Source organism: Acinetobacter calcoaceticus (genome assembly GCF_900520355.1).
Lineage (GTDB): Bacteria > Pseudomonadota > Gammaproteobacteria > Pseudomonadales > Moraxellaceae > Acinetobacter > Acinetobacter calcoaceticus_C.
In genome coordinates this window covers 889,632-902,125 of record NZ_LS999521.1, presented here as the reverse complement: position 1 = coordinate 902,125, position 12,494 = coordinate 889,632, and the positions used below count along the sequence as shown (strand labels likewise).

Below are 12,494 nucleotides of genomic sequence, written 5' to 3'. Positions count from 1 at the left end.
TAAAGTGCCTTTAACATTCTTTATGTCTATTGTTTATTCAGCAGCAAAGCTTAAGTTCACGACATCTAAACGGTTTTTAAGCTCTTCTGGATCTTTAAAATCCAGCTCACGCTGAGAATCTAGAGCTTCAAAATCAAACAGTTCACGGTCTGCTAACTGAGACGGAGATACGTTTTGTAACGCACCGAAAATGCTGTGTAAGCGTTTCGGATATTGTTTATCCCAGTCACGTAGCATTTCATTAAGCATGGCACGCTGTAAGTTTTCCTGCGAGCCACAAAGGTTACATGGAATGATTGGGAACTGACGTAACTCGGCATATTTGATGATGTCTTTTTCTTCAACATATGCCAATGGACGAATCAGAATATTCTTCTTATCTGATGATAAAAGCTTTGGAGGCATCGCCTTTAAACTACCACCATGAAACAGATTTAAGAAGAATGTTGCAAGAATGTCATCACGGTGATGCCCTAAAGCAACTTTAGTCGCACCAATTTCTTGAGCAAAGCCATACAAAGAACCACGACGTAAACGTGAACATACTGCACAGTAGGTTTTACCTTCCGGCGTTAAACGCTTAGTAATGGTATAGGTGTCTTTTTCAAGAATGTAATATGGAATGTTATTCTCTTCCATATAACGTGGTAAAACATCTTCAGGAAAGCCCGGTTGCTTTTGGTCAAGGTTAACAGCGACCACATCAAAATTGATTGGGGCGATACGTTTAAACTGCAACATGATATCGAGCAAGGTATAACTGTCTTTACCACCAGACACACACACCATGACCTTATCGCCCTCTTCAAGCATATTGAAGTCACGAATAGCATGCCCAACTTGACGGCGAAGCTTCTTGAGCAAACGGTAATAGGCCGAGCTTGTTGGAAGTTCAGGCTTAAAATTAAATCCCTGATTAGACTCAACTGGCGCGTACATAGACGAGGTATACCCATAAATAAAAATACCGCGCAATTTTATATGATTCGGACGAGAATCGCATCAAAAGAATAGTTTCAATTCTTGAAGCCGTCACATTGCTCCTGCATGATGCAAAAGTCTTGCTATTTTTTGACTGAAGCGTTCAAAATTTGTGCAAAGTGCTTACTTTTTGGACTTTTCCACAGTTTTCCACAAAACCTGTGGATAAAATTGTGGATTTCTTCGTACTTGACAAACTGTTGAGGCCTTCTGTTAAGGGTTTTATTTAAATTGATCATTTTTTAACCAATGTTTTTTAACCTTTAATATCAACATGTTATTCAAGTCAATAGAATCATTTTAAAAATAATTTTTAATTTTTTTTGATGAGCATTCGAACAAAACAGCTTGATTTTTTGAAAGAGTCGAAATAAAAAAAATTACACAAAAGTTCTTTCTGTAATATTTTTTGATAAACTCTTCGGCAAGTTTTGAATACCTTAAAATTGTGAATAACATAAAATGAAAAAATCGGTTCAATTTCTTTTTTCTTGTTTACTGGGGACGACCACTTTTTCGGTCGGCATAACGTCGACTTCAGCAGGCCAAATGTATATTTACCAAGATAAGAATGGTAGTACATTGCTGACGAATCGAAAAAGTTATGATCAATCACTTAAAAAAGTAAAAGTGACTTACTACCCTGACAGTAATATCCATAGTTATACAAACTGGGGAGCATCAGAAGCCTCTGTTCTGCCTAGCTACAATAAAAATAAAAACGCTTTCGATCATATTATTAAACAAGCTGCTCTACAGCATGGTGTATCTGAAGGCTTAATTAAGGCAGTCATGCATACTGAGTCAGGATTTAATGTAAATGCTCGCTCTCCAGTAGGGGCGCAAGGTCTTATGCAACTCATGCCTGCGACTGCACGTCGATTTAACGTGACCAATGCCTTTGATGCTCAGCAAAATATTTTTGCAGGTGCAAAATATTTAAGCTGGTTACTCAAGCGTTTTCGTGGCAATACACAAATGGCACTTGCTGCTTATAATGCAGGTGAAGGTAATGTTGATAAATACGGCGGTATTCCACCTTTTCGTGAAACACAAGATTATGTGCGCCGTGTAACGAGTCGATATCAAAACTTATATTCATCTGGTTCAGGTTTTTCATCTTTTACTAATACTTCAGCGCAAGTTACTCCTCAATCTTCTAATTTAGCTGAAAATACAACAGCTCAAATAGCAGCAGCACCAGCACCTAAATATTCCTCTTCTCGTCAAATTGTGACTTTATCTAATGGGACATTTACCGATGCGCCTACAGGTACTTATGTCACGAACAATGCCACTGCTATTGCACATATTCGAATAGAGTAAGAACATTTACTGACGGTTGTATTCCGTCAGGTTTCTGAGCTTTAAATTGTAATGATCTATTACCTGATCTTTACCATTTAGGCGAATTTAGCCAATAATTCCTTAAATTTAGGTACATTCTATTACGTGAAAGAATGTATCAATTCCTTATTTTTTTCTTGAATTTTTCCCCTAAGCCCCGCATATTAGCTGCATGATTTAGAATTTGTAAATCAGATAACATTTTATTTATAAGAGGGTTTTCTCAATGATGCGGATTGGTTTGTTTTTGCTTACCAACCTCGCGGTACTGGTTGTAGCTGGCATTATTTTGTCACTCTTCGGTGTCGGTAGTTACCATGGCGCGGGTGGCTTGAATCTAGGCAACCTTTTAGTGATCTGTTTTGTATTTGGTATGGTGGGATCTTTAATCTCGTTATTCATGTCAAAATGGATGGCTAAGAAAACGACCGGTACAGAACTGATCGACCCGAATGCTCCCCGTAACCAAGCTGAAAGCTGGTTATTGCAAACAGTCGCTGAACTTTCTCAACGTTCTGGTATTAATATGCCAGAGGTTGGTATTTTTCCATCATATCAATCCAATGCCTTTGCAACAGGCTGGAATAAGAATGATGCCTTAGTTGCCGTTTCATCCGGTCTACTTGAACGTATGAATAAAGATGAGCTACGTGCTGTGCTTGCGCATGAGATTGGTCACGTTGCGAATGGTGACATGGTTACCCTAGCACTCATCCAAGGTGTTGTGAACGCCTTTGTTATGTTCTTTGCTCGTGTAGTCGGTGATTTTATCGACCGTAATGTTTTTGGTCGTCAAGATGGTGAAGCACCGGGTATGGGTTACTTCGTTATTACCATAGTATTAGATATCGTCTTTGGTATTCTCGCTTCTGCGATTGTGATGTGGTTCTCTCGTTATCGTGAATACCGTGCTGATGAAGCAGGTGCGCGTTTAGCAGGTAAACAAGCAATGATTTCTGCATTATTACGTCTACAAGCTGAGACAGAAATGCCAGATCAAATGCCAAAAGAAATGAAAGCTTTCGCGATTGCGGAAGGTAAAGAGCAAGGTTTTAGTCTAGCTGCCTTGTTCCAGACCCACCCAACAATTGAACAACGTGTGGCAGCTTTACATCAATTAGATTGCCCATAAAACGTTTAACGTGAAGTAATAAAGCCTCCAGTTGGAGGCTTTATTTTTTTATGACATGGTTTGATAAAAGCCCCAGAGATAACTTGCTCCCCACCAAATAGCCAAGCCAATTAAAAGCAGTACAAAGGCACCTAATAAATCGGGGATATGTAACCATAACCAACTAACTACGGGATTACGCCAAAAGGCTGAATGCTGCTGCTTCTTTTCGAGCTTTTCATGTAAATATGGATGAACAACATGAATATCGCTCTGGATCGCATATTCTTCACGTATGTGGGCGTGCACTACATCTAATGCTTTTCTACTAGGACGTATAAAAATATCAAAAATAGTGCCTGCAACCGGAACAAAACCCACTACAGCATCTACAACAGCCAGCTTAATCACTGGAGTTAACTTGTGTTGTGGCACACCAATCTGTTTAGCTTTATAAATGGCATAGCATGTAAGGGCAAAACCAGCGATATCACCCGCAACAGGAATGGTACTTAATGCCGCATCTGCACCAATACCCTGCTTTGTAAAAGGAATGCGCACTGCGCTGTCCATCATGGTGGCGAACTTGGCAAGGTCTCGTTCTAGCGCAATGACCTGCTGCTCTGTTAATTTTTTTTCTTGAGGCATCTAAATCAAATATATGAAGAGAAGTTGAACTTAATATACTTGATTTAATGCCTGTTTTTAAATTGTTTGCTGTTAACTCGAAGTTTTCGATCGAAACAATGAACGCAATAATACATACATCACTGGAATAAAGAATAAAACCAGCACAGTACCAAACATAACGCCACCTAAAATACTAATACCGATTTCTTGGCGACTCACAGCCCCTGCACCTTGTGCAAAGACCAAAGGAAGTACTCCGGCACCAAAAGCCAAGGATGTCATTAAAATCGGTCTTAGGCGCAAGCTAGCGCCTTCTAAAGCCGCTTCAATTGCATTCTTGCCCTTTTCTTGAGCCAATGCGGCAAACTCAACAATTAAAATTGCGTTTTTACACGACAAGCCAATCGTGGTTAACAGCGCGATTTGGAAATAAACATCATTTGGCAGGCCGAAAATATAAGAGAAAATAACGCTTCCCCCTACCCCAAGCGGAATAGAGGTCATCACAGCAGCGGGAATGCTCAAGCTTTCATATAGAGCTGCTAAACATAAGAAAATAAAGCCTGCTGAAATTAAATATAACCAGACTGCCTGATTTGTCGACTTCTGTTCTTCAAAAGATAAACCTGTCCACGCTAAACCCACATCCTTTTGCTGATTTACAAGTTGCTCAACATCTTTCATGGCCTGACCAGAACTGCTGTCACTCGCAACATCAGCCTGTAGTTGTAGAGCACTATAACCCATATAGCGTTTTACAATTTCAGGAGCCCCACCCCAACTAAAGTTAGCGAAGGAACTAAAAGGCACCATTTCATTTAGGTTATTACGTACGGACCAATTATATAAATCTTCAGGTTTCGATCTGAATTCAGCATCACCTTGGATCATGACACGCTTGATACGACCACGGTCAATAAAGTCATTCACGTAAGTTCCACCCCACGCACTCGACAGGGTGTTATTAATCGCAGGTAGCTCTAACCCATTTGCTAATGCCTGTTTCTGGTCAATTTTGATATTTAGGTTGGCTTTACTGTTGGTTGATTGCTTATCAAAGTTTTCAAAACTTGAGTAGTTTTTACTTTGAGTTTGCAACTGACGGAAGGTGCTATCTAGAAAATCTTGCCCCTGCCCATTTAAATCTTGAATCCATAAATCCAAACCATCAGTTTGACCTAGACCATTGACTGAAGCAGGTAAAGTCACATTGATTTGAGCATTATTAAAACGGCTAAAATATTTCATCGCACGCTTTTGTATAGCGTCTGCCGAATCCTCTTTTCCTGTACGCACATCCCACGGTTTTAAAGCAATAAATCCTTGGGCCAAGTTCTGCCCTGTACCTGAATAATTTCGGCCATAACGGATTAAAACCAAGTCGACATTTTTATCTTCTTGAGTCAGGAAATATTGACGAACTTGTTCTCCAATTTTCTGACTTTGAGAAATTGGGGCACTATCAACGAGTTTAATTTGAACGCTTAAAATGCCCTGATCTTCTTTAGGAATAAACCCACTTTTTAAACCACTATAAAACAGCATAAAAACAGCAATCAGAGCCACAAAAATCACAACAACCGATTTACTGTAACGAATACTTGTTTGTACGATCTTGATATATTGATTTTTAAGTTGATCAATTTTTTGGTTAAACCAAACTGCCCAACGCATAGGCTTAGGGTTAGGCTTTAAAATTAAGGCGCATAAAGCTGGTGTGAGGACTAATGCAACGACAAGCGATAACGCCATAGCGGCAACTAAGGTAATAGAAAACTGACGGTAAATCACCCCAATTGAACCGCCTAAAAAAGACATTGGAATAAAAACCGCAGTTAAAACCAATGTAATCCCTATTAAGGCTCCACTAATTTCACCCATAGACTCAATGGCTGCTTCTTTCGGTGTTAAATGCTGTTCATGCATGAGCCGCTCAACGTTTTCTACCACCACAATTGCATCATCGACTAACAAGCCAATGGCGAGCACCAGTGCAAATAACGTTAAGGTGTTAATACTAAAACCGAGCACATATAAGACAGCAAAAGTCCCTAAAATAACAACCGGCACGGTAATACTCGGAATGAGTGTAGCGCGCCAGCTTTGTAAAAATAGGAACATCACCAAAATAACAAGAATAATCGCTTCAACAAGCGTTTTTACGACTTCCTTAATTGACTCTTGAACAAACGGCGTATTATCTCGTGGATAAACAATTTTATAACCCGCAGGCAATTTGTTTGTAAGCTCATCTAAAGTCTGATGAATAAGCTTAGAAGTTTGAATCGCATTCGCACCTGAAGACAGCGAAATACCTAAACCTGCGGCGGGAAAACCATTAATGGTGTTAAAAGACTGATAGTTTTCTGCACCCAACTCAACTCTAGCAATATCTTTTAAATAGACATACCTCGCTGCTTGATTTGATTTCACGACAATATTTTTAAACTCTTCGACTGTTTTTAGTCGAGAGCCTGCTGTAACTTTAGTATTTAAATATTGCCCATCGATAACGGGTAAATCACCAAGTGCACCCGCGGCAACTTGAGTATTTTGAGCTGTAATCGCACTGGCAACATCACTTGGCATTAAATTGTATTGTTTTAATTTATCGGGATTTAGCCAAATTCGCATTGCATATTGCGAACCGAAAACATCTGACTCACCCACCCCTTCAATACGGTTCAGGTCATCTACCACATGCGTAGTTAAATAGTCCGATAGCTCAATATTGCCCGTTTTACCTGTCGAGTCATATAAACCTACTACCATAAAAGTATCGCCCAGAGACTTACTTACCGTCACTCCTTGGCGCTGTACTTCATCTGGTAAACGTCTTATTACACCACTAATGCTATTTTGTACTTGCACCTGTGCTGTATCTGGATTGGTTCCATTATCAAAACTAATCGTAATTCGGCTACGGCCCGACGAGTCACTGGTCGAACTGAAATAAAGTAAGTGATCAATCCCTTGTATTTGCTGCTCTAAAATCTGAGTAACACTTTGCTCAACCGTTTGCGCATCTGCCCCACTATAACTTGCCGACACTGTAATTTTTGGAGGGGCAATATCGGGATAGCGTTCAACGGGTAAATTCAGCACCGAGAAAATACCAAATGCCATAACAATAATTGCGAGCACACTGGCAAAAATAGGTCGCTGAATAAAAAATTTAGATAGCATGGCTGCTCAGAATTAAGTCGTCAATTAACAGGTGGCAACACCGAATTCGGCATCTTGATCATCAACGAGCGATATATAAAAGACAAGTAGAATTAACACAATAAATGCAATTAAGACAAAAACAAAGCCAGAATGGGCATTTCCTACAAACCCATAAAAAAGGTTTTAACAAGTGTCACTGAAAATTCATGAATTCTTCATGATCACGTCAAACTCAACGAGCAGACTAAATGCGTTTCGACTAAAACAATATGAGTAGAATTATGTTTAAAAAAGCAATTTTATGCTTAAGTTTAATTAGCTTAGTTGGTTGTAATGACGATGATAAAACTGAAAACACACCAACTACGCCAGAATATCAACTTCCTAAAATTCTAGTAGTAGGACACCGTGGCGCTAGCGCTTTACGTCCAGAACACACTTTAGCTTCATATCAAAAAGCCATAGATGATGGTGCAGATTTTATTGAACCAGATCTAGTATCCACAAAAGATGGTGTATTGGTTACTCGCCATGAAAATGAGATTGGTGGAACAACCAATGTAAGTACTTTAACTCAGTTTGCAGACCGTAAAAAAACAAAAAATATTGATGGTAAAGACTTAACAGGTTGGTTTACAGAAGACTTCACTTTAAGTGAATTAAACCAACTTAAAGCGCGTGAACGTATTCCTGAGTTCCGACCCGCAAACACCGCTTATAATGACCTCTACCCTGTCCCGACTCTAGAACAAGTTATTGAGCTGGCTGAAGCGAATTATAAAAAAACTGGAAAAATCATTGGTTTATATATTGAAACTAAACATCCGACTTACTTTAAAAATCATAATCTGGCGATGGAAGATAACCTTCTTAAAACCTTAGCCAAATATAAATATACACGTGATATTGCACCTGTCTATTTACAGTCTTTTGAAGTCAGCAATTTAAAATATCTAAAAGATCAACTGGACCTTCATAAAACGATTAAACATGCACAAATCATTCAACTATATGATGCCAAGACGTCACAACCAGCCGACTTCGTTGAATCTGGTGAAACTAAAACTTATGCTGATTTAGCCACAGCACAAGGTTTAAAAGATGTTGCTAAATATGCAAACGGCGTAGGACCAAGTAAAGGTTATATTTTGAACTTTAATAGCAAGGGCTCAGTTCAAACCACCTCATTTATTTCTGATGCCCATACTGTTGGCTTAAAAGTACATCCTTATACATTTCGTCCAGAAAATAATTTCTTACCAGCGCCTTTAAAATGCAGTCAAGATAAACCAGCTGAGCGCTGCCCAACTGGTGCTTTAAAAGAATTTGAAGCCTATTTCAAAGCAGGTGTTGATGGCGTCTTTACAGATGACCCAGCGCTTGGCCGTGAAGCCGTTATTAATTATGAAAAAGCAGCAAAATAATCAAAGTTTCTAATAAAAAACAGGGCAATAAATGCCCTGTTTTTTTATTTCTCTACGACATTATCGAAATAAAGTGGGATCCACTGATATTGCTCGGCATTTACTTTATAAACATGACCAATGCCTGGGAATGGTAAATGTGGTGCAGCGACCCATTGCTGCTTATTTGAAATTTCAGCAAACATTTTTAAACGGGTATTAATCGCTTGCTCAGAGTTCACGTCAAAATCTACCCCAGTTTTTGGAGCATCAAATTGCAAAGAATGTGAGTGGACAATATCTCCGACAAAAATGATTTGCTGATCATTACTCTTTAAGCGGAAGCTGTGATGACCAGGTGTATGACCACGTGTATCGATCACTTCAAAGCCTTGAATGACATTACCATCTTTAAATGTCTTAAATGCTTTTTTTGCTTGATATGGGGCAAGAGCAGTCTTTACATTTTTCACAGTACCTAAGTAGCTTTCTTTTTTATCTACTGGTACTGTTTTTTCAGAAGCTGGATTTAACCAATAATCAGCCTCGCGTTCATGTGCATAAACGGTTGCATTTGGAAATACAGCTTTTCCATTTTGAGTAATACCGCATACATGGTCTGGGTGTAAATGCGTGAGTAATACTGTTTTTATATTTGCCAGTTGATAACCTGCTAATTCAATATTTTTTGCAATCGAACCAAGTTGTGGGCCAAAACAACTTGCTGCGCCACTATCGACAAGCGTCAAACTTTTGCCATCATCTACTAAAAATGCATTGACCGAAGTTTGAATCCCCTTCTCATTCACAGCAGCATATTTAGTTAATATTTTAGTTTTCTGAGTCTGATTTAAATTTTTAAACAAGTTAGGATTTAGATAAATCGTGCCATCAAGTAAAGAGGTTACACGATATTTGCCAAATTGATGGTGATAATAACCAGGTACTTGTTGGGTAGGAGCTTGCTCGGCATAAGTTGCATGCATGCTACAAAATGCAAGACCCAAAGCTACACATAATTTTTTCATCTCTTCTTCTCTATTCAGTTATAAAGTCAAAATCTTTAAAAAAGATTTAATAATTTTTTAAGACCCAAACTATATAATGCATGAAAAGTGTCAGAAATATAAGTAAATGAATAGCTATTCTCCTTATAAGGGCAAAACTGGTCTTAAGCGTATATTAAATGCAATGGGCTACTCTATTTCCGGATTTAAAGCAGCCTATAAAAATGAGGCAGCTTTCCGCCAAATTGTTTTAATTAACCTTATTTTAATTCCAGTCAGTTTTTTTCTTGATGTAACCCGCAGTGAACATGTATTACTCATTATTGTATGTTTGTTTGCAATGATCGTTGAGCTATTCAACTCTGCTATTGAGGCTGTGGTTGACCGAGTCTCTCTTGAAAAACATCAGCTTTCTAAAAATGCCAAAGATATGGGAAGTGCGGCTCAATTTGTTGCACTTTCTATCACTGCCATTACATGGTTGTTCATTTTATTAGGATAAAAAAAACCATGCTTATAAGAAAATAAGCATGGCTGTAACAAAGAGGAACTTCTAGCTGCTGTTCCTGTTTTTTTAATATAAGCAATTGAACTTAACGATTTCTTAAAATCACGTAAAAAATAAAAAAATCCCTGCTTAAGCAGGGATTTTTTTTAGTTCAAGCGTTGATGCGTTATCACATCATCCCGCCCATACCACCCATACCGCCCATATCTGGAACAGCTGCTTTATCTTCTGGAATATCAGTAATCATACATTCTGTAGTTAACATTAAACCAGCTACAGAAGCAGCGTGTTCAAGTGCAGAACGAGTTACTTTAGCAGGGTCAAGAATACCCATTTCTAACATATCGCCATATTCGCCAGTTGCAGCGTTATAACCGAAGTTACCTTCACCAGCTTTAACTGCATTGATAACTACAGATGGCTCATCACCAGCATTTGAAACGATTTGACGAAGTGGAGCTTCGATCGCACGGCGTAAAATATTGATACCCGCTGTTTGATCTTCGTTAATGCCTTTTAAGCCGTCTAAAGCATTTACCGCACGTACTAGCGCAACACCACCACCAGCAACCACACCTTCTTCAACTGCTGCGCGAGTTGCATGAAGTGCATCGTCTACACGGTCTTTCTTCTCTTTCATTTCAACTTCAGTTGCCGCACCGATTTTAATTACAGCAACACCGCCTGCTAATTTAGCAACACGTTCTTGTAATTTTTCACGGTCATATTCTGAAGAAGATTCTTCAATTTGAGCACGGATTTGTTGAACACGCTCAGCAATAGCAGCTGCATCGCCAGAACCATCAACAATCACAGTGTTTTCTTTAGAAACAGTGATCTTGTGTGCAGTACCTAAATCTTGAAGAGTCGCTTGTTCTAAAGACATACCAACTTCTTCAGAAATAACAGTTGCGCCAGTCAAGATCGCGATGTCTTGAAGCATTGCTTTACGACGATCACCAAAACCAGGAGCTTTAACAGCACATACTTTGATAATACCGCGCATGTTGTTTACAACAAGTGTAGCAAGCGCTTCGCCTTCAACATCTTCAGCGATGATAAGAAGTGGTTTACCAGTTTTGGCAACAGCTTCTAAAACAGAAATCAATTCACGAATGTTACCGATTTTTTTGTCAACAAGAAGAATGAACGGGTTTTCAAGCTCAGCCGTTAAAGTATCTTGCTTATTTGCAAAGTACGGAGAGATATAACCACGGTCAAACTGCATACCTTCTACAACGTCTAATGCGTCTTCAAAGCCAGAACCTTCTTCTACAGTGATTACGCCTTCTTTACCTACTTTTTCCATCGCTTGAGCGATAAGTTTACCAACGGTAGTATCAGAGTTAGCAGAGATAGAACCAACTTGTTCGATCGCTTTAAAATCATCAGCAGGTTTTGAATTTAAACGAATATTTTCAACCACAGTTCTTACTGCGATATCAATACCACGTTTTAAATCCATTGGGTTCATACCTGCAGTTACAGATTTGATCCCTTCATTTAAAATTGCTTGAGCAAGTACAGTTGCAGTTGTTGTACCGTCACCAGCGATGTCGTTAGTTTTGCTTGAAACTTCACGAACAAGTTGAGCACCCATGTTTTCAAACTTGTCTTTTAATGAAATTTCTTTAGCAACAGTTACACCGTCTTTAGTGATGTGGGGAGCGCCGAAAGAACGGTCAATAACAACGTTACGACCTTTAGGGCCTAAAGTCACTTTAACAGCATCTGCAAGTACGTTTACGCCTGCAATCATTTTTGAGCGAGCTGAATCACCAAATTTTACGTCTTTAGCTGACATATTAAACTCCGAATCTTTTTAAATACTGAATCTGATAATGAATTGAGTTATGGATTAATTAGCCTTCCAACACAGCTAAAATGTCTGACTCTTTCATGATTAAGAGTTCTTCACCACTTACTTTCACTGTTGTACCTGCATAAGTACCAAATAATACTTTGTCACCAACTTTAACATCTAAAGCACGTACGCCATTCTCAGTGATTTGACCATTACCTACTGCAATGACTTCACCTTGCGATGGTTTCTCAGCAGCAGAACCTGGAAGTAAAATACCACCAGCAGTTTTGGTTTCTTCTTCTACGCGACGAATTACAACGCGATCATGTAATGGACGAATGTTGCTCATAATTAACTCCACCAGACTTAGTCTTTTTGATTAATTGCTATTGCCTTAATCCAGAGCAATAACAAAATATTTAGATGTCACTTTTGTGGGGATGAAAAAAAACGCTTCAAGGGGAAAATGAAAAAAAACTTATCTTTTTTGGTCATTTTTTAACAGGTTGTGAAGAGTTTTTATTAAATTTAAAGC

10 protein-coding genes are annotated in these 12,494 nt (G+C 38.8%); 4 read left to right on the top strand and 6 right to left on the bottom strand.

Annotated features, from left to right (window positions below):
* Positions 1–33 precede the first annotated feature (33 nt).
* A complete protein-coding gene (gene ttcA, locus AC2117_RS04210) occupies positions 34–939 on the bottom strand; it encodes a tRNA 2-thiocytidine(32) synthetase TtcA (RefSeq protein ID WP_003650120.1) in 906 nt (301 codons plus the stop codon).
* A gap of 504 nt (positions 940–1,443) precedes the next feature.
* Here ttcA and AC2117_RS04205 point away from each other — a divergent pair.
* Positions 1,444–2,307 (top strand): lytic transglycosylase domain-containing protein, encoded by an 864-nt coding sequence (locus AC2117_RS04205; RefSeq protein WP_227549226.1) that lies wholly within the window; start codon positions 1,444–1,446, stop codon positions 2,305–2,307.
* A 247-nt stretch (positions 2,308–2,554) separates the two neighbouring features.
* Positions 2,555–3,460 carry a protease HtpX gene (htpX, locus tag AC2117_RS04200; RefSeq protein ID WP_133972127.1) on the top strand — a complete coding sequence of 302 codons (906 nt, stop codon included), beginning with the start codon at positions 2,555–2,557 and terminating at the stop codon, positions 3,458–3,460.
* Between the two features lie 48 nt (positions 3,461–3,508).
* On the opposite strand, the gene AC2117_RS04195 is transcribed toward htpX, so the two are convergent.
* Positions 3,509–4,087, bottom strand: coding sequence for a DUF4112 domain-containing protein (locus tag AC2117_RS04195; RefSeq protein ID WP_133972125.1), 579 nt, complete (start codon positions 4,085–4,087; stop codon positions 3,509–3,511).
* Between the two features lie 72 nt (positions 4,088–4,159).
* Positions 4,160–7,255, bottom strand: coding sequence for a multidrug efflux RND transporter permease subunit (locus tag AC2117_RS04190; protein ID WP_133972123.1), 3,096 nt, complete (start codon positions 7,253–7,255; stop codon positions 4,160–4,162).
* A gap of 263 nt (positions 7,256–7,518) precedes the next feature.
* Between AC2117_RS04190 and AC2117_RS04185 the strand changes: the two genes are divergently transcribed.
* Positions 7,519–8,661 carry a glycerophosphodiester phosphodiesterase gene (locus AC2117_RS04185; RefSeq protein ID WP_133972121.1) on the top strand — a complete coding sequence of 381 codons (1,143 nt, stop codon included), beginning with the start codon at positions 7,519–7,521 and terminating at the stop codon, positions 8,659–8,661.
* Positions 8,662–8,705: 44 nt separating this feature from the next.
* Here the strand turns inward: AC2117_RS04185 and AC2117_RS04180 are convergent, their stop codons facing one another.
* Positions 8,706–9,668 carry an MBL fold metallo-hydrolase gene (locus AC2117_RS04180; protein ID WP_133972119.1) on the bottom strand — a complete coding sequence of 321 codons (963 nt, stop codon included), beginning with the start codon at positions 9,666–9,668 and terminating at the stop codon, positions 8,706–8,708.
* Between the two features lie 106 nt (positions 9,669–9,774).
* On the opposite strand from AC2117_RS04180, the gene AC2117_RS04175 reads away from it, so the two are divergent.
* Positions 9,775–10,149 carry a diacylglycerol kinase gene (locus tag AC2117_RS04175; protein ID WP_133972117.1) on the top strand — a complete coding sequence of 125 codons (375 nt, stop codon included), beginning with the start codon at positions 9,775–9,777 and terminating at the stop codon, positions 10,147–10,149.
* A gap of 175 nt (positions 10,150–10,324) precedes the next feature.
* On the opposite strand, the gene groL is transcribed toward AC2117_RS04175, so the two are convergent.
* Both groL and groES read right to left on the bottom strand, forming a co-directional pair.
* Positions 10,325–11,959 carry a chaperonin GroEL gene (gene groL, locus AC2117_RS04170; RefSeq protein WP_042898487.1) on the bottom strand — a complete coding sequence of 545 codons (1,635 nt, stop codon included), beginning with the start codon at positions 11,957–11,959 and terminating at the stop codon, positions 10,325–10,327.
* A gap of 58 nt (positions 11,960–12,017) precedes the next feature.
* Complete coding sequence (groES, locus tag AC2117_RS04165; protein ID WP_002120604.1) at positions 12,018–12,308, bottom strand: co-chaperone GroES; 291 nt, start codon at positions 12,306–12,308, stop codon at positions 12,018–12,020.
* Positions 12,309–12,494 lie beyond the last annotated feature (186 nt).